Below are 25857 nucleotides of genomic sequence, written 5' to 3'. Positions count from 1 at the left end.
CCGTTGTCCACCCACTTACGACATTGCGCGCCGACTGACTCTCGATGTCAGAGCCCGCAAATTCGGATAACTCAAGCTCTGTTTTGCAGTACGGCGAGCTTGCGGGCAGCGCCGCGCCGGGCGAGCAGGCGCTCGCCGTAGCGCGCCACCATGGCGACGGTTTTCCAACTCCCCGCCTGCATCACCTCGCCAAGTTCGAGGCCGGCGGCCAGCATATCCTGGGCGGCCCCGACCCGCGTCGAGTGGCCCGAGTGCGGCCGCGGCGTCCTCACCCCGGCAGCGGAGGCCAGCTTGCGAAAGAGCCTGGGAACCTCCTGCGACTCCAGCGCAGTCTCGCCCGCCCTGCCCCATCGCGTCACGGGCCGGAACAGCGGACCCTTCGTCGGCGCCCCGATCGCGTCGAGGTAGGCGCGCACGGCCCGTGCCGTGTCGAGGGCCAGGAACTTCACCGTGCCCTCGCCGCCTTGGTCTGTCTTGGACTTGCGCACCAGGATCGTGGCGCCCTCGTCCGAGGCCGGCGCGAGATCCTCTATGTAGAGAGACACGAGTTCCGAGCGCCGGAGCAGTGTGTCGTAGGCGACGGCCGCTAGTGCGGCGTCGCGGAGCGCGATCGCGGTCGGCTCGCCCCCCTGCCCCGCCGCGGCGAGCATGCGATCGAGGGTGGGCCGGTTCAGTGGCTCCGCCTGGCGCTGGCGGCCGCCCTTGGCGCGCGCCATGCGCCGTAGCGCGAGCTTGACCGGTTGGGTCGCGGTCGGCGGGGCGAGCCCGGCAGCCCGGTGCATGGAGGCGATCGAGGCACAGTAGCGGCGCACCGTCGCCGGTGCCTTCACCTCGGCCATGGCGTCGACGAAGGCGGCGACCGTCTCGGGCGCCGCGGGCAGCGCGTCCCTCCCCTGCCCCGCGCACCAGGCCGAGAACACGCGGCTGTCGGCGGCGAGCGCGCGCACGGTGTTGGGTGCGAAGGCGCCGGCGGCCTCGCGCGCATGGTCCTCGAGCCGGGCCCTGATCGCCTCGGGGTCGACGGCGAGGTCCGGGGCCGGGAGCGGTGACGATGGGCGGCCGGCTAGCGGAAGGGACGTCATGGGGCAATCCTGGAGGCCTTGTCATCCACAGTCAATGATAAGTGTAATTATCGTTGGTTAGTCGCCCTGCCCGGCGCTGGCTTCCCAGACGCGCCTACAGCCCTTTGAAGGCCTGAGCGGGCCGGGGCACGCCTGCTACGACCTACATCGACGCTATGATAGCAAGGATCGAACCAACGCTGCGTCACGGCAGATCGATATCGCAGGTGAGACGATTCGATGCTATCACCGCAACACCGCTTTGGATCATTCCAGAATGAACGTCGACCAACTCTCCAAGCTGCCCGGCAATGCCGTGACCGTGCGCGGCCTCTCGCCCGAACTCAAGGCGCGGCTGCGCGTACGGGCCGCCCACAATGCACGCTCGATGGAGGCCGAGGCACGCGCCATCCTCGAAGCCGCCCTGTCCGCTCCCGACGACGAGAGCACAGATCTCGGCGCCTTCGCGCGCGGCCTTTTCGCTCCGCTCGGGGGCGTCGACCTCGAGCTGCCGGCACGCTCCGCACCACGGCAACCGCCTCAGCTCAGCGACGCGGATGATGTCACAACCGAGACAACTGATGCATCGACTGTGGTGGCGTCCCCTGCCCCGGAGCCGGTCATCGATCCGCCGATAACACCTGCCCCAACCAGCCCTCGGAAGCGCCGCCAGTGATCGTGCTCGACACCGAGGTGCTGGCCGAACTCCTCAAGCCCGAGCCGGATCCGACCGTGATGGCATGGCTGGCCGTTCAGCGACGAGGCGAGCTCTACACCACCACGGTCAGCGAAGCGGAGGTCGCGGCCGCCCTCGCCTCCCTGCCCAAGGGACGGCGCCGCGACGCCTTGGGCCAGGCCGTCGCTCGCCTGCTCGGGGAGGGCCTGGGCGGCCGCATCTTGCCCTTCGACCGCGCCGCGGCAGCGGCCTACGGAGATCTCACCCCGAAGCGGCAGGCTGCCGGTGAGGCGGTCACCACGGCCGTGGGGCAGGTCGCGGCCATCGCCAAGGCGCGCGGTGCCCGCCTGGTCGCCACCCGTGAGGCCGCTGGCTATCTCGCACAGGGAGTGAAGTGCGTCGACCCCTGGGCGAACTGATAGAGTCGGGACCAAGCGGAGATAGTTTTCAGCGGCCCGTGTAGCTCGTCCCTCAACGGCAAAGTTGGGTGGACAGCGGTCCGGCTGCTTTCGAGCTGTCATAAGGTCTGAGCAGACGATCAGTCACTTCGCCGGTTCGGCCGCGAGTTCCACGACCAAGGCCGACTCGGGCCTCAACGGCGGCAGGGGCAGGCCGACCGCCGCGAGTTCGTCCGCCGTCGCGGCGACCTCGCCGCGCAGCACGGCGTCGCGCTCGCGCGTCGAGCGCGTGAAGGCCGGCTCCGCCGGGTGCAGGGCGGCGATGCGCCAGCGGCCCTGCGGCAGGCCGGGCACGCGGATGTTGTCGGGCCCCTGCCGCATCATCTGCCCGGCCTGGGCCACAACCACGGCGGCATGAGCCTCACCGACCACGCCATGGACGTGGCGCCCGTCAACGACCGGGTGCCGGAACAGCGCGCCCCGCCCGTGGAACAGCGGGCGCAGCCGCTTGTGGAGTGCAATCCAATCCTTCAACTCCTCGCGCTCGCCGTCGGTCAGCTCCAGCGGGTTCAGCTCGACGCCGAAATGACCGTCGATGGCCACGGTGGCGCGGAAGGCGAGGCTGTGCCGACGGCCGGTGGTGTGGTTGGGCGATGCCGACACGTGACAGCCGACCACCTCCGGCGGCAGGAACAGCGCCGCGCCGGACTGGATGGCGAGGCGGTCGAGCGCGTCCGTGCAGTCCGACAGCCAGACGCGGTGCGCGCGCGACAGGACGCCGTAGTCGACGCGGCCCCCGCCCGACGCGCAGCTCTCGATCTCGACCTCCGGGTGGGCGGCGCGCAGGCGGTCCATCAGCGCGTAGGCGGCGCGGGTTTGGCGCGCGGCCGCGGCGCGACCGTCCTCGCCCGCCGCGGCCGCGAGGTCGCGATTCATGTCCCACTTGATGCAGCGCACCGGATGGGCGGAGAGCACGGCGTCCATCTGCGCGAAGACGTGGTCGGCCGCCTCGGGCCGGGTCAGGTCGAGCACGAGCTGGTGGCGCGACAGCGGCGCCGGCCGCCCCTCGACCCTGAGCGCCCAGTCGGGGTGGGCGCGCAGCAGGTCGCTGTCGGGGTCGGCCATCTCGGGCTCGAACCAGAGGCCGAACTCCATGCCGAGCGCCGTCACGCGCTCGACGAGCGGCCCGAGCCCGTCCGGATACTTGCGCCGGTCGACCGCCCAGTCGCCGAGCGAGGAGGTGACGTCGTCGCGGCGCCCGAACCAGCCGTCGTCGAGAACGAAGCGCTCGACGCCGAGCGCCGCCGCGGCCTCGGCTTGGCGGATGAGGTCGTTCTGGTCGTGGTTGAAGTGGTTGCCCTCCCAGGTGTTCAGGGTCACGGGCCGCGGCCGCATCGCCCCGCCCGGCCAGCGCAGCACGTCGGCGCGCACGTGGGCCCGGAACGCGGCCGCGACGGCGGCGAGGTCCGCCGCCCGCGCCCAGTGCAGCGCCGGGCTCGCATAAGCGTCGCCCGGCTCGAGGCGCATCTCGCCCGGCTCGAACAGCTCGCCGGCGTGGACGAGGCGCCGCCCGTCCTCCAGCGGATCGACGCAGACGACATGGTTGCCGCTCCAGCCGAGGTGGAAGCCCCAGGCCGGGCCGTCCGCCTCGCGCAGGAACAGCGTCGGCGAGCGGTCGTGCGAGGTGCGGCCGCGGCGGCTCTCGCGCAGCCAGGCGCCGAGGCCGAGCCGCTCCTCGACGGCGTGGAACTCGCGGCCCCAGCCGCCGTCATGCGCCACCAGTCGGTCCGCCGCGCGGGGCACGGCCATCGTGCCCGCCATGCAGCGGTCGAGAGCGAAGGGCGTGCGGGCGAGGTTGGTCACCTCCGAGCGCATCGTCCAGACGCCCGAAGCCGTGCCGGCGACGTGGAGCGCGATCTCCAGCCCGGCGTCCTCGTCCACCGCGCGCAGCACGGCCGCGCCGGGCCGCTCCTCGGCGCCCCACCCCGCGAACAGCAGCGTCCAGTCGCGGCCGTCGCGGTGGCCGGAGAGGGCGGGCCAGCCGAAGAAGCCGAAGGCGCCGGTGGGCAGCAGCGCCGCCTCGGGCGGGGCGCCGTCGACGCCGTTGTGGCGCAGCGGGGGCTGAACCAGGGTGGGCAGCCCATCCGACACGTCCGCACCCACTCCCTCGAACAGGCCGAGGATGAGCGGCATGCCGCGCTCGGGCAGGCCCAGCGCCAGCGTTTGACCACCGGCACGGATCACGATCACATTCGTCATGGTCGATCAAACCTGGATGCCAGTAGCCGCGCGAGGGTGCCACCGCAAATCTGGAACGCCGGCCGGCACACGAATGCGAGCCGGGCTACCGGCGCGGGAACCGCGGATGCGGTGCAAAGGGTTGCAATCGGCAACCCCGCTAGGTCGACCGAGGCGGTCTGCGAAGGCCACCCAGCCGTGAAGCCGGTCGGCCCGGCTCTGTGTGAGTATTCTCGACCCGTGCGGCGCGCCGGAGCTACGCCCGAACTGACGGGCGGCCCCGGGCCTCCTTCAGGCCGCCATGGGCGCGTGGCGGCGGTGGCCCTTCACATCGTAGCGGTCCAGCATCATCACCTTGTCCCACACGCGGACGAAGTCGCGCACGAACCGCTCCTGGCCGTCGCTGCCCGCGTAGACGTCCGCGGTCGAGCGCAGCTGCGCGTTGGCGCCGAACACGAGGTCGAAGCGCGACGCGCGGAACTTCTCCGCCCCGCTCGCCCGGTCGCGGCCGACGAAGCCCATCCCCTCCGCGTCGGCCTTCTCCCACACGACCTCGGTGTCGAGCAGGTTGCGGAAGAAGTCCGTCGTCAGCGTGCCCACGCGGTCGGTGAGCACGCCGAGGTCCGAGCCGTCGTGGTTGGCGCCGAGCGCGCGCAGGCCCCCCGTCAGCACTACCCACTCGGGCACAGTCAGCTTGAGCAGGTTCGCCTTGTCGAGGAACATCTCCTCGGGCGACACGCCCCGCGCCACGTCGGCGAACTCCGCGCCGACGAAGTTGCGGAACCCGTCCACCACCGGCCTGAGCCAAGTGAACATCTCGACGTCGGTCAGCGCCTGCGTGGTGTCGACCCGGCCCGGGGTGAACGGCATCGCGGCCTCGACCCCGGCGTCCCGCGCCGCCCGCTCCACCGCGACGCAGCCGCCGAGCACGATGAGGTCGGCCAGCGACACCCGCATCCCGTCCGTGCGCGAGCCATCGAAATTCGCCTTCACGCCCCGAAGCGCCTCGATGACCGGCGCGGCCCGCCGGTTGACCGCCCAGTCCTTCTGCGGGGCGAGCGCCAGCCGGCCGCCGTTGGCGCCGCCGCGCTTGTCGCTGTCGCGGTAGGGCGCCGCCGCCGAGAAGGCCGCGAAGGCGAGGTCCGACACGGAAAGGCCGGTCGCGGCGATGCGCGCCTTGAGGTCCGCGATCTCGGCGTCGCCGACGAGGTCGTAGTCGCGCTCGGGCAGCGGGTCCTGCCACAGGAGCCCGTCCTCGATCGTCGCCTCGGCGCCGAGGTAGCGGTGCTTCGGGCCCATGTCGCGGTGGGTCAGCTTGTACCACGCCTTGGAAAAGGCCTGGGTGAAGGCGTCGAAGTCGCCCAGGAACTTCTCGCACACCTTGCGGTACTCGGGGTCGACCTTCAGCGCGATGTCCGAGGTCATCATCATGAGGTGGTGCGTCTTGCCGGGAACGTGCGCGTCGGGGGTGCGCGGCGCGTCCGGGTCCTTCGGCTTCCATTGCAGCGAGCCGGCCGGGCTCTTCGTCTGTTCCCAGTCGTACTTGAACAGGTTCTCCAGGTAGGCGTTGTCCCACTTGGTCGGGTTCGGCGTCCAGGAGCCCTCGATGCCGTTGGTCATCGTGTCCTTGCCATGGCCCTCGCCCTTGGGGTTGTGCCAGCCGAGGCCCATGGCCTCCATGGGCGCCATCTCGGGCGGGGCGCCGATCTCCTTCGAGGCCACCATGCCGTGGCTCTTGCCGAAGGCGTGGCCGCCCGCGATCAGCGCCACGGTCTCCTCGTCGTTCATCGCCATCCGCGTGAAAGTGACGCGGATGTCGCGGGCCGAGTTGAGCGGGATGCCGTCGGCGTTGGAGCCCTCCGGGTTGACGTAGATCAGCGCCTGGTGCGAGGCGGCGAGCGGGTTCTCAAGGTCGTAGTCGGCGTCGCCGTTCTTCCCCCGCCAGCGCTCGTCGCGGCTCACCATCTTCTCGAAGTCCGACAGGCTGCCCATGTCGACGACCTCGGGTCCCCAGTAGGTGGCGTTGTCGGCCTCCCAGGCGTCGAGCCGGCCGCCGCCGAAGCCGTAGGTCGGCAGGCCCATGATCTCCAGCGCGCAGTTGCCGGTCAGCACCATCAGGTCGGCCCAGGACAGGGCATTGCCGTATTTGTGCTTGATGGGCTGCAGGAGGCGGCGCGACTTGTCGGTGTTGCCGTTGTCCCACCAGGACGAGACCGGCGCGAAGCGCTGCATGCCGGTGCCGGCGCCGCCGCGCCCGTCGGCGATGCGGTAGGTGCCGGCCGCGTGCCAGGCCATGCGGATCATCTGCGGGCCGTAGTTGCCGTAGTCGGACGGCCACCACGGCACGGAGGTGGTGAGGAAGGACTTGATGTCGGCCTTGAGGGCCTGGAGGTCGATCTTGTTGAACTCGGCCGCGTAGTCGAAGTCGGGCCCGAGCGGGTCGGCCGCGAGGCCGTTCTGGTGCAGCACCTCGGTCCGCAGGCGGTGCGGGTACCAGTTGTCGAGCGTCGGGCGAGCGCCCTGGGCGCCGCCGATGCGGTCGCCGCCGAACGGGCACTTGCCCTCCATCGGGTAGGACTCGGTGTTGGTCTTGTCGACCGTCATATCATTCATTCTGGAAGTCTCCTGCTCGACTCGGGCGCGCCCTTCTCCGGCCGCGCCACCGAGGATCGTCACCGATCTCAAACCAGAGATTGTAAAAGATCGCGATCGCCCGCATCGTGAGGCACGCACTCGCCACCTTCTGGCTTTCAGATCGTTATCGGATCTGCGGGCGTCCAGTCCGGCCTCAACGATCACATCATCGGTCCCGCGATCAGCGCGGCGACGGGCCGCGCCTGGCACGGCGGCGGCAATGGATCGATGTGCCTTGCTTTCGTTGCAGTCCGTCGGCAGGACGGCCGGTATCCGCAATGGATCGCCGACGTGCCCGATCTCCTCAACAGCCTCGAAACTCAAGAAAGCGACGACTTGACCCGCGATAGGCGGCCGGCGCCCTCCGCACCCGCCCCGTACCACGCTGCTGCGGCAGGCAAACGCGTCGACCTTGGCTTCATGGCCGGCGGCGGCGAGATGGGCGCGCTCATGCGCGGGATGGATTGGTCGCAAACGGCTTTCGGACCGGTCGCTGGCTGGTCGCAAGCCCTGCGAGCCGCGGTGAGCATCTGCCTCACCACGCGCTTCCCGATCGTGCTGTACTACGGGCCAGATCTCGCGCTGATCTACAATGACGCTTGGCGGCCGGTCGTCGGTAACAAGCACCCATGGTCCTTCGGCCGCGCCGGGCGGGAGGTCTGGTCGGAGATCTGGGACATCATCGGTCCCATGTTCCAGATCGTGATGGACACAGGCGAGGCGACCTGGTCCGACGATCAGCTGCTGCCGCTCAATCGGTTCGGCTACGTCGAAGAGTGTTACTTCTACTATTCCTATAGCCCGATCCGCGGCGAGGGCGGACACGTCGAGGGCATCTTCACCGCTGTCGCGGAGACGACCCCGCGCGTGATCTCGGACCGCCGAACACAGCTTCTGCGCGATCTCGCCGCGCGCGCGCTCGATGCCAAAACGCGCGCCGATGCCTGCGCGGCAGCCGCCGAGGTTCTGGGCAGCGATCTCCATGACGTGCCCTTCGCCTTCATCTACCTGTGCGACGGGCGAGGCCGGCTCGACCGCGCCGCGGCGGTCGGCGCGGGTGATTCCGATGCCTTTGCGCCGGCGCGCGTATCCGAGGACGAGCCGGCCGGCGACCCTTGGAAGCTCCGCGCCGTCCGGCTCGGTGGCGAGGCTTGCCTCATCGAGGGTCTCGACCAGCGCTTCCCCGACCTGCCGCGTGTCCCCTGGCCCGAAGCGCCGAGCCAAGCCTACGTGCTGCCGATCGCTTCGCCGAGCGCCGGGACGGTCGGCGTCGTCGTTCTGGGGATCAGCGCGCGCCGCCGCTTCGACGATCGCTACCGCGCCTTCTGCGAGCAGGCCGTAGCGAGTCTATCGTCCGCCATCGCCAGTGCCGACGCTTACCAGGAAGAGCGTCGCAGGGCGGAGCGGCTGGCCGAGTTGGATCGGGCCAAGACTGCCTTTTTCTCCAACGTCAGTCACGAATTCCGAACCCCTCTGACGCTGATGCTCAGCCCCTTGGAGGAAGTTCTATCGAAGGCAACGCTCAACCTGCCGGCCGAAGACCGCGCCCTGGTCGACGTCGCCCACCGCAACGGGCTGCGCCTGCTGCGGCTCGTCAACGGGCTGTTGGATTTTTCGCGCGTCGAGGCTGGCCGCGCCAACGCGTGTTTCGAGCCGGTCGACCTCGCCGCCTTCACGGCCGAGCTGGCCTCCAACTTCCGCTCTCTCTGCGAAGGGGCGGGCCTCGACTTCTCGGTCGAGTGCCCCGCGCTCGGCGAGTCGGTCCACGTCGATCGGGACATGTGGGAGAAGGTGGTGCTCAACCTCCTCTCCAATGCCTTCAAGTACACCTTCACGGGCGACATCGCGGTCAGCGTGATGCGGGACGGTCCCTGCGCCGTGCTGTCCGTGGCCGACACCGGCACCGGCATCGCCCCCGACGAGGTGCCCAAGCTGTTCGAGCGCTTCCATCGCATCGAGGGCGCGCGCGGTCGCAGCTTCGAGGGTACGGGCATCGGGCTGGCGCTGGTGCAGGAACTCGTCAAGCTTCACCAGGGCTCGCTGGAGGTGGAAAGCGAGCCGGGCCGGGGCAGCACCTTCTCGGTTTCCTTGCCGTTCGGACGCGATCACTTGCCTGCGGAAGCCGTCGGGGCGCCCCGCCTGGGCTCCTCGACCGCGGTGCGGGCGGAGGCTTTCGTCGAGGAAGCGCGTCGCTGGACGGTCAACGCCCCGCCGCTCGACAACGGCGCGGCGGAGGCGCTGTCCGGGGCTCTCGACAGCGGCCAGGGCCGGGTGCTTCTCGCCGACGACAATGACGATATGCGCGAGCATGTCCGTCGCCTCCTCGCGCGACAGGGCTACACCGTCGAGGTCGTGCCAGATGGTCAGGCCGCACTGGAGGCGGCCCGCCATGCCGCGCCGGATCTTGTCCTGACCGACGTCATGATGCCACGCTTGGACGGCTTCGGGCTGCTCGCGGCCCTGCGGGCTGACGCGAAGCTGCGCGAGGTGCCCGTCATCATGCTGTCGGCGCGGGCCGGCGACGAGGCCAAGGTGGAGGGGCTTGACGCGGGCGCGGACGACTACCTCGTCAAACCCTTCTCGGCGCGCGAACTCCTGGCCCGCATCGGCGCCAACCTTCAACTCGCCCGCCTCCGCCGCGAGGCCGCCGAAGCGCTCCGCCGCGCCAACGAGAAACTGGAAAGCGAGGTCGCGGCGCGCACGGCCGAGCGGGACCGCATCTGGCAGGTCAGCCACGACATGCTCTGCATCGCCGACGGCCGCGGCGTGTTCACCAGCGTCAACCCGGCCTGGACGCGCGTGCTCGGCTGGTCTGCCAGCGATGTCGTCGGGCGCACCTCCGAATGGCTGGAGCATCCCGAAGACCGGGAAAAGACCCGCGCCGAGGTCGCCCGCCTCGCGGCCGGCAACACGACGCTGGCCTTCGAGAACCGCTTCCGAACCAAGGATGACCGCTACCGGACCTTGTCCTAGACCGCGGTGCCCGAGGGCGGCCTGCTCTACTGCGTCGCCCGCGACGTGACCGACCAGCGCGCGCGCGAGGCGGAACTGGCCGAGGTCGAGGGCGCCCTGCGCCAAGCGCAGAAGATGGAAGCCGTGGGCCAGCTCACCGGTGGCATCGCGCACGACTTCAACAACCTGCTCACCGGCATCATCGGCTCGCTGGACCTGATGCAGACCCGCATCGACCAGGGGCGCACCGACACGGTCTCGCGATACGCTCGGGCGGCCTCCGCGTCGGCCAGCCGCGCCGCAGCTTTGACCCATCGCCTGCTCGCATTCGCGCGCCGGCAACCGCTCGACGTCGCGGTGGTCGACGCCGACGCGTTGGTCGCTTCGCTCGATGAGTTGCTGCGACGGACTATCGGCGAGGCGATCCGTCTGGAGATCGTCAGGGCCGACGGGCTGTGGCGGACGCTGTGTGACCCCCACCAACTCGAAAACGCCGTTCTCAATCTGTGTATCAATGCCCGCGACGCGATGCCGGGAGGAGGGCGCATCACCATCCAGACAGCCAACGTCTGTCTCGACAACGCCTATGCCCGGCACCATCCCGAGGTGACGCCTGGGCAGTTCGTCCGCGTGAGCGTTACCGACACCGGGACGGGCATGCCGCCCGAGGTCGTCGCCAAAGCTTTCGAGCCCTTCTTCACCACGAAACCCGCGGGCCGAGGCACGGGGCTCGGGCTGTCGATGATCTACGGCTTCGCCAAACAGTCGAAAGGGCACGCCAAGATCATCTCCGAAGCCGGGCGGGGCACTACCATCGAGCTCTACCTGCCTCGGACGCAGAACGAGGCAGGGGCTGACGTTACGGAAGGCGCGTCATCGTCGCGGCGCGCCGAGTCGGGCGAGACGGTGCTGATCGTCGAGGATGACCCCGTTGTGCGCGACCTCGTCGTCGAAGTGTTAGGGGATCTCGGCTATCGGATGCTGGTGGCGGAGGATGGGCCGTCCGGGCTGCAAATCCTGCGCTCGGGACAACGTGTCGACCTGCTCGTCAGCGACGTCGGTCTGCCGGATCTCGATGGACGGCAGATGGTCGAGCGGGCCCGCGCGCAGCGTCCCACCCTGAAGGTGCTGTTCATCACTGGTTATGCCGAGAACGCGAACTTCGGCGTCGGCGCGCGCGACCCCGGCACGCAGTTGATGACTAAACCTTTCGCCGTGGACACGCTCGCCCGGCGCGTGCGGGAGATGATCGGACCATGACGCCTCCTTCTCAGATCGAGCGCGATCCGGGCCGCGGCAGGTGACCGCGTAAAGGAACAAGGACCGCGGGCCGGTCTTCTGTCCAGGATGCCGCATCACGGAGGTGTGCGATGGACATCGAGGACCACGACGAGATCGCAAGAGCGTTCCACGAGGCGGTCAACATGCAGCCGGCCGAGCTGGAAAAGTGGCTTTCCACGGAGGAAAGCCGTGCCGTCGGCTGGACGCACGAGGGGGAGCATGAGTCGGTGGGCCACGAGGCCGGACGCCGCATCGTTGAGATCAAGCGCACCAAGAAGGCCGAACTTACCGACGACGACTATGCCCATATGCGAAAAGTCGTCGGCTACGTGCACCGGCATATGGCGCAGAAGCCCGACGGCGACGTGACGGACACGCGCTGGCGTCAATCGCTGATGAATTGGGGACACGACCCGCTGAAGGCTTGAGCGCCGGAACGGCTCTCAACGATGATGGGTGCTGATCGGCATCGGGGAGGCCTATGCCCGACCTCGCCGAAGGCCCGAGCCCTTCCCTCGGACGGCGGACGCGACGTCACGATGCTGCGTCGTGGGATCACCCGTCCGAGGAGCCCCGGCGGGCCGGCACCAGCCCTGGGCCGAGTGCGACCGCGCCAGCCCGGCCACGCCGCTGCCGGCCGTGGACCCGCTTGGCCCTCGGGCGAGAACGACCCGTCCCAAATCAGAGGTCGACGAAAGGACGACGCTCCCCATGACCGACACTGCGACAAAGCAGGACAGTGCGGATCCTGAATCCGACGGGGCCGGGCCCACCGCTTCCGGGGCGGGCGATAGGACCAGAGGCGACGACGGGGCCGGGGGCGGCCAAGAGCGCAGCCCGTTCGAGCGCAAGGACCTCGATGCCGTCCTCCGCGACCTCGAGGCCGACCGGGACGGGCTGTCCGACGGCGAGGCGAAGAAGCGGCTGGAGCGCGACGGCCCCAACGAGATCGCCGAGGAGAAGACCAACCCGCTCCTCAAGTTCCTCGGCGCCTTCTGGGGACCGATTCCCTGGATGATCGAGGTCGCGGCCGCGCTGTCGGCCGCCATCGGCCACTGGACCGACCTCGCGGTCATCCTGGTTCTGCTCGTCATCAACGCCGGCGTCGGCTTCTGGGAGGAGCACCAGGCCGAGAACGCCGTCGCGGCCCTGAAGAAGACCCTCGCCAGCAAGGCCCGGGTGCGGCGGGGCGGGCAGTGGCGCGAAGTGCCCTCGCGCGAGGTCGTGAAGGGCGACATCCTCAAGCTCGACATCGGCACGATCGTGCCGGCCGACGTCAAGCTGATCGAGGGCGACCACCTCAGCGTCGACCAGTCGGCGCTGACCGGCGAGTCGCTGCCCGTGGACCGGACGGCGGGCGACGTCGTGTATTCCGGCTCGCACTGCGAGCAGGGCGGCATGACCGGCGTCGCGGTCGCGACCGCCATGGACACGGTGTTCGGCAAGACCGCCAAGCTCGTCGAGGGCGCGGGCAGCGCGTCCGAGTTCCAGAAGGCGGTGGGGCGCATCGCCCGCTACCTAATCGTCCTCAGCCTCGGGCTGATCGCCGTCATGGTCGCTGTCGAACTGCTGCGCGGCCGCGAGATTCTCACCGTCGTCCAGTTCGCCCTCATCCTCGCCGTGGCGTCGATCCCGGTCGCCATGCCGGCCGTCCTTTCGGTGACGATGGCTGTGGGGGCGCTGGCGCTGGCCAAGCGCAAGGCCATCGTGTCGCGCCTCGACGCCATCGAGGAGATGGCCGGCATCGACGTGCTGTGCACCGATAAGACCGGCACGCTGACGCAGAACAGGCTCAAGCTCCAGGAGCCGGTGGCCTTCGACGTCGAGGCGCAGGACGTGGTGCTGGCGGCCGCGCTGGCGTCCCCGCGCGACGGGGGCGACGCCATCGACCGCGCCGTGGCGGAGGGACTGGAAGACCGCGACGCGGTGCAGGGCTTCGAGCAGGTCCATTTCGCGCCGTTCAACTACGTCAACAAGCGCACCGAGGCGGAGTCGCGAAAGGACGGGCGCAGCTTCAAAACCGCCAAGGGCGCGCCCGTCAACGTCATGGAGTTCGTGTCGCCCGCGGGCGAGCTGAAGGAGGAGGCCGAGAAGGCGATCGGCGAGCTGGCCGAGAAGGGCTACCGCACCCTCGCGGTTGCGCGCGACGACGGGGACGGGTGGAAGCTGATCGGCCTGCTGCCCCTGGAGGACCCGCCGCGCGACGACGCGAAGAGCACGATTGCCGAGGCCGAGCGGCACGGGCTCGCCATCAAGATGCTGACCGGCGACGATCGCGCCATCGCGCGCCAGACCGCGAAGACGCTGGGCCTCGAAGGGGACATCCTCGAGGCCGGCGTGCTCGGCACCGGCACGGAGGCCGAGGCGCGCGAGCGCGAGGGGGAGGAGCGCGAGCGCGGCCTGTCGCCCGAGAACCTGGAGCGCGTGGAGGGAGCCGCGGGCTTCGCCGAGGTCTTCCCCGAGCACAAGTTCGACATCGTGCGCGGCCTGCAAGACGCCGGCCACCTCGTCGGCATGACGGGGGACGGGGTCAACGACGCGCCGGCCCTGAAGCAGGCCAACGTCGGCATCGCGGTCGAAGGCGCGACCGAGACGGCGCGGGCCGCCGCGGCGCTGGTGCTGACGGAGCCCGGCCTCGGCACGGTCATCCACGCCGTCGAGGAAGCGCGGCGCATCTTCGCGCGGATGAACGCCTACGCGATCTACCGCGTGGCCGAGACGATCCGCATCATGCTGTTCGTTGTGGCGACCGTGCTGGCCTTCGGCTTTTATCCGCTGACCGCCATCCTCGTGATCCTGCTGGCGCTGCTGAACGACCTGCCGATCATGACGATCGCCTACGACAACGCCAAGCTCAGCGACCGTCCGGTGAAGTGGGACATGCGCCGCGTGCTCACGGTTTCGTCGGTGCTGGGCGCCGTCGGCGTCCTGTCGACATTCGGCATGCTGGTGATCGGCAAGGTGTGGCTGCGCATGGGCGATGCGGAAGTGCAGTCGCTGATCTTCGTCAAGCTGGTCTTCGCCGGCCACCTGACCCTGTTCGTGACCCGCACCCGCGACCGGCTGTGGACGAAGCCTTACCCGTCGCCGATCCTGCTCGGCGCCGTGGTGAGCACGCAGGTCGTGGCGGCGCTGATCGTCGGCTTCGGCCTGCTCGTCGCCAAGCTGCCCTGGCTCGACCTCCTGTGGGTCTACGCCTACGCGATCGCGTGGGCGTTGATCGGCGACCAGGCCAAGCTCCTGGCCTACCGCCTTGTCGGCGCGAGGCGGGGCCGATGAGCGCGGGCCGCCGGCCCGCGGCGACGGCGGCCCGTCACGTCTGCCCGGCGGGGAACAGCATCGGGGCGCGATGGTTGACGGCGATCTGGGAAAGCCATGCCGGAGGCGACCCATGACATACCTGACCGCGCGGGACGGGTCGGAAATCTACTACAAGGATTGGGGAAGCGGCCGGCCGATCGTCATGATTCACGGATGGCCGCTGACCGCCGACACCTGGGACCCGCAGGCCATGGCGCTGGCCGAGGCCGGGTTCCGGGTGATCGCCTACGACCGGCGCGGCTTCGGCCGCTCGGCCCAGCCCTGGACCGGCTATAGCTACGATGCCCTCGCGGACGACCTCGCCGATGTCATGGAGAAGACCGGGGCGTCGAACGACGCGGCCCTGGTCGGCTTCTCCATGGGCGGCGGCGAGGTCGCCCGCTACATGAGCCGCCACAGCGGCCGAGGCGTCAGCCGCGCCGTTCTGGTCTCCTCGGTGGTGCCCTACATGCTGCAGACGCCCGACAACCCGGACGGCACGCCGCAGAGCACCTTCGACGCCATCGCGGAGGGGCTGAAGCGGGACCGGCCGCACTTCCTCCGCCGGACCTTCTTGCCGCAGTTCCTCGGCGCGGGCTTTCTGACGAGCCCGGTCAGCGACGAGGTGATGGACGACGCAGCCCGCCAGGCGATGATGGCCGGCCTCAAGCCGACCCTGGACTGCGCGGTCGCCTTCGCGACCACCGACTTCCGCCCCGACCTGCCGGTCTTCAAGGTGCCGACGCTGATCATCCACGGGACGGGCGACAAGACGGTGCCGATCGGTGCCGCCGGGCGGGCGGCGCACCGGAGCATCGCGGGCTCGACGTTGATCGAATACGAGGGCGAGCCTCACGGCCTCAACGTCACCGCGAGCGACCGGCTGACGAAGGATCTGCTCGCCTTCCTGCGGCGATGATCGGAGGCGCGACAGCGGCCGCACGCGGGCCGCGGTCGATGAAGCACGGTGCGGGCGTCTTGGACGACCCGGGACACAGAGAGGCAGCATGATATCGACCCGCTACCGCCCCCCGCACGACTTCGGCCTCGGCGGGGTGGCGATCGGCAACGAGTTCGAGTTCGCCACCGACGAGCAGGCCGAGGCGACGCTCGCCGCCGCCTGGGACGCCGGCGTGCGATACTTCGACGTGTCGCCCTGGTACGGCCTCGGGCTCGCCGAGCGCCGCTTCGGGCGCTTCCTGTCGCGCAAGCCCCGCGGCGAGTTCGTCATCTCATCCAAGGTCGGCAAGCTGCTGCGGGCGAGCCGGGACAACGAGGCCAAGCGCTTCTTCCCCTTCAGCTCCTCGCCCAACACGCCGCACTTCGACTACACGGCAGACGGCGTGCTGCGGTCGGTCGAGGACAGCCTGCAGCGGCTCGGCCTCGACCGCCTCGACATCGTGTTCGTCCACGACTTGTCCCCCGACAACGGCTACCTGCCCGACGACTGGGAAGCGCTGTGGCCGGATGCGGAGAAGGGCGCGTTCCCGGCGCTCACCCGCCTGCGCGAGGAGGGCGTGATTGATGGCTGGGGCATGGGCGTGAACAGGCCGGAGCCGATCCTGCGCTGCCTCCAGTGCGCGGACAGCGACATCCACCTCCTGGCGAGCCAGTACTCGCTCATCGACCATGCCAATGCGGTGGAGCACGTGCTGCCGGCGGCGCGCGAGGCGGGCGTCAGCTTCGTGGTCGGCTCAGCGCTCAACGCGGGCTTCCTCGGTGGTGAGCCGCGCTACAACTACGGCGAGGGCAACAGCGTCATCCCGGCCGAGAAGCGCGACAAGCTCGCCCGCTTGCGCGCCGTCGCCGGCGACCACGGCGTCGACGTCGTTGCCGCGGCGCTCCAGTTCAGCCTCGCGCCCATCGAGGCTTCCGCGCTGATCGTCGGCACCGCCAAGCCGTTCCACATTCTGGCCGACCAAGCCGCCCTGCACGCGAAGATCCCGCCCGCGTTCTGGGACGAACTACGGGCGAAGGGCGTCATCCACACGCAAGCCGCCGTGCCATTGCAATGATGCGCTTGCGTCGGGCGCCGAGCGCGCCGCCGACAAGGGCGGCGCGCTTCGGTCTTCGATGGTGCTGCATGCCGAGCGGGCCTCGTTCAACTGACGGAACGTGAGCGTAACAGGCGCCTTCAGTCCCATCGCAGCGGCGAGAAAGGTCTGCTTCGGAGCGTGCTGCAGATAGTCGCCGAGGTCCTGGAGCCGGGCGGTCCTTATATAACCGCTATCTCAGCCCCATCGACCTCGCCGCTCTTCACCGCCTCATCAAACTCGGGCGGCCCATCAGGTGCGCCGGCGCCGTCGACCACGCCGTGCGGCGCACCCGCGCGTTCCTGTCGGCCTGCCACATCGACCACGACCCGACGAACAACGCCGTCGGCGACCTCGCCGCGCTGTGCCAAAGGTGCCATCTTCTGAACGACGCGGCGGAACACCGGCGGCGCCGGGCCGTCACGATACGGGCGCGGCGGGCGTGCGGAGACCTGTTCACAGGTCCTTATCCAACGCCGTGAGGTGCACGGGGGAGGCCAATACGCAAAGCGGCCTCTCCCTGACCCCGAAAGCCGCAGAGACCCGAGCGGCTGACCAGCTCACCATGATGCGAGACAGTTGACCGCAAATTGCGGCTGTATGCCGGAGCGGAACCTGCAGTTTCAGCGATAGGAGCGATGGCGGCGGTAGTGATGACCGGGCAGGTTGTGCCGGCGAGGCAGCCCGAGCACGCCGCGCGCGCCGCCGACGACACCACCGACTGCGCCACCGACGACACCGCCGACGACTCCACCAACGGGCCCAGCCGCGTTACGTCCAGCAACAGCACCATTCTGTGCGCCGCCCACGATGCCCTGCGCCCAGGTCGTGGTAGGGATCATCAACGGTATGGCCAGAGCAGCTACCATAGCGATTTTGATGTTCATAATTCAAAAACTCCTTCCAGCGGCGAGAGTGAAGTCGCCCTTACTCGGACGTCTCAGATTGGGACGGGCTATGTGCGTTCGCATGGTCTCGACATCACGGGCATCGATGGCGTAGCCCGTCATAGCCCAGGTATGTCCCTGTCGCCGGATTGTATGACCTGAACCGACGTTCACAGTATGCGACAGAACTATTGGCCCGTGCCGCCGCTGCTACAGCCCCCCCGATGATCGCACCGGCTGCGAGCCCCGCGACTCCGGCGCCAACACCGTAGCCGCCATACCCAAAGCGACGACCGTAGATACCACGCCTACCATAGAAACGGGGACGACCAAAACCGCGATGGAAGCCGAAGCCTCGATGGAAGCCGAAGCCTCGGTGGTGGAATCCGCCAAAGCCGTGATGGAAGCCGCCGAAGCCGCGATGCAAGCCGCCGAAGCCGCGATGGAAGCCGCCGAAGCCGCGATGCAAGCCGCCGAAGCCGCGATGGAAGCCGCGATGGAAGCCGCCGAAGTGCCGAAAAGCGACGTTCTGAACGATTCCAGTATTCATATGCGACATGGGCATGGATCTTGGGGCTGTGTCGATCGGGAGCGCGGAGGCTGGCGCAGCCATCGATAAAGACAGGAGCGAAGCGGCCAGCGCCGTCAAAGTGAGCTTTCGCAAAGTCGTCATCCTCCTGATGTGGCCAGCTAACCAGCGATTGGTTGGTCAGGCATGTTCGCGTCTTGACGCGACATCACTGAAGATCGTTCCATGCCGGATCCGATGCTCAAAAGAGGACGATCTCGGGGCGCCCAGCAGCGCGGAGCAGAACGATTAACTTTCATCCATCCTCGAAACCCTGCCGGATGAGATGCGTAACTCCTGCCTCTCTCGCACACGGCGCTCGCGTCGGTGCTGAGTTTGACAGGAGCAAAGCATGACGACGATGACCAAGGGACTGCGCGCCCTGACCCTCGCCACCGCCCTCGCGATGGGGACGGCGTCGGCGGCCTACGCGGCCGATCCGATGGTGGGCGGCGCGCCGATGATGGCCAGCAAGAACATCGTCCAGAACGCATCGCAGGCGAAGAACCTGACCACGCTGGTCGCCGCCGTGAAGGAAGCCGGGCTCGTCGACACGCTGGAGGGCCCCGGCCCGTACACGGTGTTCGCGCCCACCAACGCGGCCTTCGACAAGCTGCCCAAGGCCACGGTCGAGGCGCTGATGAAGCCCGACATGAAGGCCGACCTCAAAAAGGTGCTGACCTACCACGTTGTGGCAGGCAAGGTGGATGCGGCCGAACTCGCCAAGGACATCAAGGCGGGCGGCGGCACCTACAACATGAAGACCGTCGAGGGCGGCACGTTGACGGCCAAGATGGACGGCGACAGGATCGCCCTCATCGACGAGAAGGGCGGCGGCGCTTTTGTCGAGACGCCGGACGTGTACCAGTCGAACGGCGTCGTGCACGTCATCGACAGCGTCCTCATGCCGAAGTGAGGCGCCTGGGGGGAGGCCTGTGGGAATAGGTCCTCCCCCCGACCGGAAAGCTACGGCGGATCGATGTGCTCTCGCTCCCTCGGTGCCGACCGGACTCGTTCAGTCAGTCCACGTTTTGCTGAAATCGCCTCGCGAGGATCGGCGCGGGCATCGAGAGAGGAACGATGATGAAGTCAGCTTCGATCTTTGCCGTGACGACGATTTTAGGCCTGCTCTCGGCCGGAGTTGCGCTGGGCCAAAGCGCCACCGGAACGGGCGCTGGCACTTCGACGGGCGCGACCGGCACGCCGATGCCCGGCACCGGCCAGGCCGGCGGCGGCGCAGGCATGAATAAAATGCCCGACCAGACCCAGCCCGGTGCGTCGCCCGGCAGCACGACCGGGGCGGCTGCTGGCGGCGTCGGCGGGACCGGGGGGGCTGGTGGGACGGGCGGCGCCGGCGGTAACGGCATGTCGAGCAGCACCGGCAAGTAGGGCCGTCCGCCTCTTCGGAGCTGCGAAAGAGAGAGCCTTGGGCTGCCTTGCGTCGCTCGCCCCGCTTCGGTGCTAGCGCTGCGGTTTCGGGCGTCGGCCGGGGCACATCTTCCATCTGGGCGGGCTCTGGATACGCCGCCTTGCGGTCGAGTTCGATCGTCTTCAAGGAGTCCCTTCGTCTCACCGTGTAGGCCAGCGCCACTGTCGGATAGCCGGACGGTAGATCATTCCGCGCTCGACCAGTCCTCCGATCCCCAGCCCCAGTCTGAAACGGCTGGCCATCAGCTCGACCGTGCGGTCCTCGAGCCTCATGTCGACCCTGCACAAGGACTGGGAAGACGAGTTCTTGCCCGGAAAACGTCCGATACCCGCACGCACAAAGTGGCCGTCTACCCTCGACTTGGATCGATTTTCAAAAGAGAGCAACATTCTTTCACCAGCTGCTCGACGTTTACACGCGAATCTACCTGCTCAAGCTGTTACCCGCCCTGTCCGGCATTGTCCGCTCAGCGCGCCCATCGGCCGAGGCTCTAGCTGGAGGACGGGCTCGGCGCCAAGGTCCACCGGCGCCCTGCATCAGGCCCGTGCAGGCGCCGTGCCGCGCCGGTGTCCATCGCGCGACGCGTCGTGGCCCTGATGACCCTGGTGGCCGTGATCCATCGGGTGCTGCCGGTTCACCCAGAACAGGTACACGGCGAGCGCGCCGAAGGCGAGGTCGAGCCAAAATGTGTAGTTCAGGCTGAACGTCGTCAGCCGTGCCCGCACGTCGACGTCGTGGGACGGCACGAGGCCGAGCGCCGTGAAGGCGAGATCCATGACCACCGCCGAGAGCGCCATCGTGGCGAAGAACAGCCCCGCCATGAAGGCCGCCATGCGCCAGCCGAAGTAGCGGCGGTAGACGTCCAGCAGCGGCAGCACGAGCAGGTCGGCGTAGAGGAAGGCCAGCACGCCGCCGAAGCTCGCACCGCCCGCCCACAGCACGGCCGCGAGCGGCACGTTGCCGATCGAGCACACGAAGGTCAGGCAAGCCACCACGGGGCCGATCAGCCCGTCGAACGGCACCTTGATCCAGGGCGAGGCGTCCTGGAGGAACATGGCCTTCCACCACGCGTCCGGCACGAAGGCCGCGAGGAAGCCGCCGACGGCGAAACCGATCAGCAGGTCCTTCCACAGCATCGACCATTCCATGGCGAAGTTCTGGGCGATGCGGACCCGCGTCTCCGGCTTGCGCAGCCGCTCCCACCACGTGTCGCCCTCGACCGTCATGGACATGTGGTGGTGTCCCGACCCCGCCTCCTCGTGCCGGCGCGCTTCCTCGATCAGCGCCTCCGGGTAGACCAGCTTCAAGAGCAGGCTCATCACGGCGACGAGCACCACACCGCCGATCCATTCGCCGGCCGTGAACTGCCAGCCCATCAGCACGTACAGAATGATGCCGAGCTCCAGCACGAGGTTGGTGGATGCGAACATGAAGGCGAGCGAGGTGGACAGCGCGGCGCCCTTCTTGAACAGGGTCCGCATGATTGCGGCGGACGCGTAGGAGCAGCTCGAGGACGCAGCGCCGAGTGCGGTGGCGGCCGCGATGTCCTTCGCGCCGCCGCGGCCCAACGCTTCACGCATCTTGTCGGCCGGCACCACGGTCTGCAGCAGGGCCGACACGGTGAAGCCGAGCACCAGGGTCCACCCGGTCTGCCACATCATGCCGAGGCTCATCAGCAGGGCATGGCCGATCTGGTGCAGGTAGGACATGACGAGTCTCTCGGATCGCGGAACCAGACTCCGGCTCGCGGTGGCGGACGATGCCGTCCAACGACCTTGCCACGGGGCAGTGTTGCCCAACCGTGGATGAAAAATGCTCCGGTCTGGCAGGCGGCTTGACGCTGCCCCGACTGTCAGCTGCATGATAGGCGCCATGGCCCACCGTTCCGCCCCGCCGCGTCCTGCGCTCACCCGCCGCCGCTTCGTCGCCGGGCTCGGCGCCGCGGCGGCATCCAGCCTGCTCGGGCTCCGGCAAGCCCGTGCCGCCTTCGCGCTGAAGAGCCCCGGCGAGGCAATCGTGCCGGTCACCTCGTCCTACGATCTCGTCGTCGCGCGCGGCACAGCCAACAAGACCGGCACCGAGACTTGGGCCAACACGATCAACGGCGGCACGCCCGGCCCGACCCTGCGCTGGCGCGAGGGCGACGTCGTCACGCTCAACGTCCGCAACGATATGCCGGAGGTCACGGGCCTGCACTGGCACGGCATTATCCTGCCCAACGACATGGACGGCGTGCCGGGCCTGGAGTTCGCCGGCATCGCGCCCGGCGAAACCTACCAGTACCGCTTCCCCGTGCTGCAGAGCGGCACCTACTGGTATCACAGTCACATGGGCTACCAGGAGCAGAAGGGCGTCTATGGGGCGCTGGTGATTGATCCCGTCGGCCGCGACTTCGTACAAGCAGACCGCGACTACGTGGTCCTGCTGTCCGACTGGACCGACGAGGATCCCAAGGACATCCAGAACAAGACCAAATACCAGTCCGATTATTACAATTTCGGCAAGCGTACGGTGACGTCCTTCTTCGCCGACGTCGAGCGCTCCGGCCTCGAACCGGTGTTGAAGGAGCGCTTCCACGAGAACGAGTCGCGCATGGACCCGTCGGGCCTGGAGGCGCCGTCGGGCGAAACCTACACCTACCTCATCAACGGACAGCCGCCCTCCGCCAACTGGACGGCGCTGTTCCGACCCGGGGAGCGGGTGCGCCTGCGCTTCATCAACGCCTCGGCGGCGACCTACTACGACGTGCGCATTCCCGGCCTCGCCATGAGCGTCGTCAACGTGCACGGCAACGACGTCGTGCCCGTGGCGGTGGACCAGTTTCGCATCGGCGTCGCCGAAACCTACGACGTCGTGGTGCGGCCGACGCAGGATCGCGCCTTCACGATCTATGCCGAAGACCTCGGCCGCTCCGGCTACGCGCGGGGCACGCTGGCGCCGCGCGACGGCATGGAAGCCGAGATCCCCGTCCACGATCCGCGCCCACTGCGCACCATGACCGACATGGGCATGCAGGGCATGATGGGGAAGGATCAGATCGGCGCGTCTCACCCGAACGGGTCGCGCATCGGCGGCATCATGGGCGAGCACGCGGCCGACGTGATCGGCAAGAAGAACCTCGGCAAGCTCGCCGGACACCAGCCCATGGCCAAGCCGCCCGAGGGCGTTGAACTCGACGAACCGGGGGTCGAGGTGCAGATGAAGCCCAAGATGCTCACGGAGCGGATGCGCACGCCCGGCGACGGGCTGAACTTCCTGCCTCGGCGCGAGCTCAGCTTCTCGGACCTGCGCTCGATCCTGCCGGCCGTCGACGACCGGCCGCCGACGCGCACCATCACGCTCAAGCTCAGCGGCAACATGCAGCGCATGATCTGGGGCTTCGACGGCAAGAAGTACACAGAGGTCGGGCCCATCGACGTCACGGTGGGCGAGCGCTTCCGCCTCGTCATGATCAATGAGACCATGATGACCCACCCCATCCATCTGCACGGCATGTGGATGGAGCTGGAGAACGGCCAGGGCCGCCATCGGCCCTACCTCCACACGCTGAGCGTTCAACCGGCTGAGAAGCTGTCCGTGCTGATCACGCCTGTGGCGACAGGACAATGGCCGCTGCACTGCCACATCCTGTACCACTTCGAGGCCGGCATGTTCCGCACGCTGCGCGTGCTGCCGCGAGACGCGTGACGATGCTTCGGCTCCTGCCTCTCGCCGCCCTCCTTATCGCCTCGGAGCCAGCCGCAGCGCAGGATCTGCTGGACCTAATCAACGGCGGCACGCACCTCGACACCGCGAACACGCTCGGCGGCGCCGCGCCCTACGGCAACCCCATCGCGGACCAGCGCGTCTACGGCAACGTCTTCTTCGACCAGTTCGAGGGACGGCTGGCGAACGGCTCCTATTTCCGTTGGGACGGCCAGGGCTGGATCGGCGACGACTACAACAAGCTATGGCTCAAGACCGAGGGGCGTTACAATGCAGACGGCCGCGGCCTCGTGTCGGACGGCGACCAAGAACTGCTCTACGACCGGCCGGTGTCGACCTACTTCGACGTGCAGGGAGGTATTCGCTCCGACATCGACAGCCTGCGCAACCGCACCTGGGCGGCGCTGGGCCTGCAGGGCCTGTCCTGGGGCTTCTGGAACCTCGAGCTGACGGGTTACGCCAGCGACGGCGGCCACTTCGCTCTCCGGTCCAACGCGTCCTACGACCTCTACGTCACCCAGCGCCTCGTGCTGCAGCCACAGATGGAGGCGAACGTGTATTCCAAGGCGGACCGAGGGCGTGAACTCGGTTCGGGGCTCTCCGACATCGATTCGGGCCTGCGGCTCCGCTACGAGTTCACGCGCGAGTTCGCACCCTACGTCGGCGTCGCCTACCAGCGCTTCTTCGGCGGCACCGCGGACTACCGGCGCCGCGACGGCGAGGGACGCGGCGACCTGCGCGCCCTCACCGGTCTGCGGTTCTGGTTCTGATCAGCGGCGTGTCGGAGACGGGCTGTTGCCGGGCTGAGTCTTCAACGAGCGCCGGAGTTGGGCGCAGCGGGCGTCGAGCAGGGCCGGGGTTTCACCTTTCTCAAGCGGCGCCGCGCCGTGCCCGGCCGCGCTGCAACGGGCCAGCATGTCGGCCAGCGTAGCGCCAGTCACGCCCTTGACGCCGAAGCCCTTCAGGTCGGGCTCCGTCACAGCTTCGGCACACACACCCTGCGACGCGCACGCGATGTCGAACGCGACGAGCATCATGCACAGGCTCCGAGCTTTCATGAGCGGCACTTCCATTGTGAGCGGCAGCATAGCCACGATGGCCCGCACAGTCAGCGGCGAAGATTGATGCCTGCCTGGGATCTTAACGGGATGCGCGGTCCCTGATGTTGCAGGTGCGTCGTAAATCGGGGTCGTTGGAAGGCGCTGCAGGGGGCAGGCGAACGGCCGGTTTCGGATAGACGCTATGGCGGGCAGTACGTCGCACTTGGGTCGACTCCGGCCGGACAGCGGAAGTGGTGGACAGCAGTCCGACTGCTTTGGGCAAGGCCGAGCGGTCGAGCGGTCGTTCAGAACGGTGCTGAAAATTATCAGCACACGAAGTCGCCGGCCGCCGCGGTGGCGAACGGACCGTCGTCGCGATGCGGGTGGGACGCGTCGGTCATCTGTCGTGTCCTGGGTTATGTCTGCGGCGTGAGCCGCGTCCACGAGAGAGCCGTGTGGTCGGCCTCGGGGACCTGCCTCGCCCCGACGGGAACCCCACGATGCCGAGGTCAGCGCCGGACCTGCCGGACGACCTGGTCGAAAACCGTCCGGCACGGAGCGGTGAGCAAGGCCCTCTTGGGCCGCATGCAGGCCACGATGGCGTCCTCGTCCGGAACGGCGTCCGCGCAGAGCCTCAGCTCGACTTTCCGCATTTTTGGAGGCGCATCAGGTGCTGACCCAGAAGATGTCCTCGGCTGCGATGCAGGTGAGGGCGTCGTCGAGGGCGAGGATAGTGCTGCCGAAGGGGCCGGTCGAGGACCAGCGCTCCTTCCACAGGGACCAGTATAGAACTTCGAAGTGGCCGTCGGGTTTTGCCGGTCGCAGGCGGGCGACGGGTGTGCCCGACCGCGCATCGTAGAGCGTGTAGCCCCGGTTGCGCCGCTCGGCCACGAGAGAACCACGCGGGCTTCGAAACTGCGCGATGCGCATGATGACGTCGTCGTCCATGGCGGCGCAGGATATTCCGAGGGACTGGTCCCGTCACGGACCGTTTGCGCTCTGATGGGCTGGATGCAGGGCTTGCTGAACAACGGCGATGCGATTCTACGGCCGGGATGAGACCCCATCGCCAACGCCCCCCTTCCGACCTTTCCGCTGTGCCAGCGATCTTGTCGACATGGCTGACCGTACTGCGCCCGTGCTTCACTGCACCAGTCTGGACCCGAGTCCTCGTGCTGGTGGCCGGTGCGGTGTTGTCGCCCGGCGGACGAACCGTGACGCAAGCCCTGCGCGTGATGGGACTGGCCGGAAAACCCGGCTTCGGTCGATACCACGACGTCCTGAGCCGGGCGCGGTGGGATGCGCGCGACGTGGCGCGCAGGCTGCTCGGGCACCTCGTCGCCGTGCTGTCGCCGGACGGCGAGGTGATCATCGGCATCGACGACACCGTGGAGCGACGATGGGGGCCGAAGATCGCGGCGCGCGGCATCTATCGTGACCCCGTCCGTTCGTCCAAAGGCCATTTCGTCAAGACCAGCGGCCTGCGCTGGCTCGTGCTGGCCGTCATGCTCCCGGTCCCCTTCGCGGGCCGGCGCTGGGCGCTGCCCTTTCACCGTGCTGGCCCCTCGGAGCGCTGGAGCCGGCGCATCGCCAGCGCCACAAGACCCTGACCGACTGGGCGCGTCAGGCCATCCTGCAGAGCAGTCGCTGGCTGG

The 25857-nt window shown here is 68.6% G+C and carries 23 protein-coding genes; 13 read left to right on the top strand and 10 right to left on the bottom strand.

Annotated features, from left to right (window positions below):
• Positions 1-71 precede the first annotated feature (71 nt).
• A complete protein-coding gene (locus L7N97_RS28860) occupies positions 72-1082 on the bottom strand; it encodes a tyrosine-type recombinase/integrase (RefSeq protein WP_237482780.1) in 1011 nt (336 codons plus the stop codon).
• Positions 1083-1338: 256 nt separating this feature from the next.
• On the opposite strand from L7N97_RS28860, the gene L7N97_RS28855 reads away from it, so the two are divergent.
• Together L7N97_RS28855 and L7N97_RS28850 are read left to right on the top strand one after the other, a co-directional pair.
• Positions 1339-1737, top strand: a complete 399-nt coding sequence (locus L7N97_RS28855; RefSeq protein WP_237482778.1) for a FitA-like ribbon-helix-helix domain-containing protein — start codon at positions 1339-1341, stop codon at positions 1735-1737.
• Positions 1734-2156, top strand: coding sequence for a type II toxin-antitoxin system VapC family toxin (locus L7N97_RS28850; RefSeq protein ID WP_237482776.1), 423 nt, complete (start codon positions 1734-1736; stop codon positions 2154-2156). Before L7N97_RS28855 ends, L7N97_RS28850 begins: the two co-directional genes overlap by 4 nt.
• A 123-nt stretch (positions 2157-2279) precedes the next feature.
• On the opposite strand, the gene L7N97_RS28845 is transcribed toward L7N97_RS28850, so the two are convergent.
• Together L7N97_RS28845 and katG are read right to left on the bottom strand one after the other, a co-directional pair.
• A complete protein-coding gene (locus tag L7N97_RS28845) occupies positions 2280-4394 on the bottom strand; it encodes an alpha-galactosidase (RefSeq protein ID WP_237482774.1) in 2115 nt (704 codons plus the stop codon).
• A 270-nt stretch (positions 4395-4664) separates the two neighbouring features.
• Positions 4665-6986: a catalase/peroxidase HPI gene (katG, locus tag L7N97_RS28840; RefSeq protein ID WP_237482772.1), complete on the bottom strand. Its 2322-nt coding sequence runs from the start codon at positions 6984-6986 to the stop codon at positions 4665-4667.
• A gap of 312 nt (positions 6987-7298) precedes the next feature.
• Here katG and L7N97_RS30025 point away from each other — a divergent pair, with 312 nt between their 5' ends.
• The 6 genes from L7N97_RS30025 to L7N97_RS28810 all read left to right on the top strand — a co-directional run bounded on the left by L7N97_RS30025 (position 7299) and on the right by L7N97_RS28810 (position 16555).
• Positions 7299-9980: a response regulator gene (locus L7N97_RS30025; RefSeq protein WP_309242884.1), complete on the top strand. Its 2682-nt coding sequence runs from the start codon at positions 7299-7301 to the stop codon at positions 9978-9980.
• Between the two features lie 6 nt (positions 9981-9986).
• Positions 9987-11219: an ATP-binding protein gene (locus tag L7N97_RS28830; protein WP_309242883.1), complete on the top strand. Its 1233-nt coding sequence runs from the start codon at positions 9987-9989 to the stop codon at positions 11217-11219.
• A gap of 110 nt (positions 11220-11329) precedes the next feature.
• Positions 11330-11668: a DUF3140 domain-containing protein gene (locus L7N97_RS28825; protein ID WP_237482770.1), complete on the top strand. Its 339-nt coding sequence runs from the start codon at positions 11330-11332 to the stop codon at positions 11666-11668.
• A gap of 283 nt (positions 11669-11951) precedes the next feature.
• Positions 11952-14519 carry a plasma-membrane proton-efflux P-type ATPase gene (locus L7N97_RS28820; protein WP_237482768.1) on the top strand — a complete coding sequence of 856 codons (2568 nt, stop codon included), beginning with the start codon at positions 11952-11954 and terminating at the stop codon, positions 14517-14519.
• A 112-nt stretch (positions 14520-14631) separates the two neighbouring features.
• Positions 14632-15459, top strand: a complete 828-nt coding sequence (locus L7N97_RS28815) for an alpha/beta fold hydrolase (protein ID WP_237482766.1) — start codon at positions 14632-14634, stop codon at positions 15457-15459.
• An 88-nt stretch (positions 15460-15547) separates the two neighbouring features.
• Entirely contained in the window at positions 15548-16555 is a 1008-nt protein-coding gene (locus tag L7N97_RS28810; protein WP_237482764.1) for an aldo/keto reductase, read from the top strand.
• A gap of 200 nt (positions 16556-16755) precedes the next feature.
• Here the strand turns inward: L7N97_RS28810 and L7N97_RS30420 are convergent, their stop codons facing one another.
• The 3 genes from L7N97_RS30420 to L7N97_RS28795 all read right to left on the bottom strand — a co-directional run bounded on the left by L7N97_RS30420 (position 16756) and on the right by L7N97_RS28795 (position 17887).
• Positions 16756-16977: a hypothetical protein gene (locus L7N97_RS30420; protein WP_309242882.1), complete on the bottom strand. Its 222-nt coding sequence runs from the start codon at positions 16975-16977 to the stop codon at positions 16756-16758.
• Positions 16978-17196: 219 nt separating this feature from the next.
• The gene (locus L7N97_RS28800) at positions 17197-17460 is read right to left on the bottom strand and encodes a hypothetical protein (RefSeq protein WP_237482763.1); all 264 of its coding nucleotides are present in this window, start codon (positions 17458-17460) and stop codon (positions 17197-17199) included.
• Positions 17461-17554: 94 nt separating this feature from the next.
• A complete protein-coding gene (locus L7N97_RS28795) occupies positions 17555-17887 on the bottom strand; it encodes a BA14K family protein (protein ID WP_237482925.1) in 333 nt (110 codons plus the stop codon).
• Between L7N97_RS28795 and L7N97_RS28790 the strand changes: the two genes are divergently transcribed.
• Positions 17801-18079, top strand: coding sequence for a hypothetical protein (locus L7N97_RS28790; RefSeq protein ID WP_237482933.1), 279 nt, complete (start codon positions 17801-17803; stop codon positions 18077-18079). The genes L7N97_RS28795 and L7N97_RS28790 overlap by 87 nt on opposite strands.
• A 310-nt stretch (positions 18080-18389) precedes the next feature.
• Positions 18390-18944: a fasciclin domain-containing protein gene (locus L7N97_RS28785; RefSeq protein WP_237482923.1), complete on the top strand. Its 555-nt coding sequence runs from the start codon at positions 18390-18392 to the stop codon at positions 18942-18944.
• 103 nt (positions 18945-19047) lie between these two features.
• Here L7N97_RS28785 and L7N97_RS28780 read toward each other — a convergent pair whose 3' ends face one another.
• Positions 19048-19413 carry a hypothetical protein gene (locus L7N97_RS28780; RefSeq protein ID WP_237482761.1) on the bottom strand — a complete coding sequence of 122 codons (366 nt, stop codon included), beginning with the start codon at positions 19411-19413 and terminating at the stop codon, positions 19048-19050.
• Positions 19414-19993: 580 nt separating this feature from the next.
• On the bottom strand, positions 19994-21166 hold the full coding sequence (locus tag L7N97_RS28775; RefSeq protein WP_237482759.1) for a permease: 1173 nt from the start codon (positions 21164-21166) through the stop codon (positions 19994-19996).
• A 163-nt stretch (positions 21167-21329) separates the two neighbouring features.
• Here L7N97_RS28775 and L7N97_RS28770 point away from each other — a divergent pair, with 163 nt between their 5' ends.
• Entirely contained in the window at positions 21330-23144 is a 1815-nt protein-coding gene (locus L7N97_RS28770; RefSeq protein ID WP_237482757.1) for a copper resistance system multicopper oxidase, read from the top strand.
• A gap of 2 nt (positions 23145-23146) precedes the next feature.
• On the top strand, positions 23147-23932 hold the full coding sequence (locus L7N97_RS28765; RefSeq protein ID WP_237482756.1) for a copper resistance protein B: 786 nt from the start codon (positions 23147-23149) through the stop codon (positions 23930-23932).
• Here L7N97_RS28765 and L7N97_RS28760 read toward each other — a convergent pair whose 3' ends face one another.
• Together L7N97_RS28760 and L7N97_RS28755 are read right to left on the bottom strand one after the other, a co-directional pair.
• Positions 23933-24199 (bottom strand): hypothetical protein, encoded by a 267-nt coding sequence (locus tag L7N97_RS28760; protein WP_237482754.1) that lies wholly within the window; start codon positions 24197-24199, stop codon positions 23933-23935.
• A 669-nt stretch (positions 24200-24868) separates the two neighbouring features.
• The gene (locus L7N97_RS28755; RefSeq protein WP_237478198.1) at positions 24869-25150 is read right to left on the bottom strand and encodes a hypothetical protein; all 282 of its coding nucleotides are present in this window, start codon (positions 25148-25150) and stop codon (positions 24869-24871) included.
• A gap of 107 nt (positions 25151-25257) precedes the next feature.
• On the opposite strand from L7N97_RS28755, the gene L7N97_RS28750 reads away from it, so the two are divergent.
• Positions 25258-25812 carry a transposase gene (locus L7N97_RS28750; protein WP_237482752.1) on the top strand — a complete coding sequence of 185 codons (555 nt, stop codon included), beginning with the start codon at positions 25258-25260 and terminating at the stop codon, positions 25810-25812.
• The last annotated feature ends 45 nt before the right edge of the window (positions 25813-25857 follow it).

Origin of the sequence: Lichenibacterium dinghuense, assembly GCF_021730615.1 — a bacterium.
GTDB classification, from domain to species: domain Bacteria; phylum Pseudomonadota; class Alphaproteobacteria; order Rhizobiales; family Beijerinckiaceae; genus Lichenihabitans; species Lichenihabitans dinghuensis.
The sequence above is the reverse complement of the archived record's forward strand: the minus strand, read 5'-3'. Positions and strand labels throughout refer to the sequence as shown.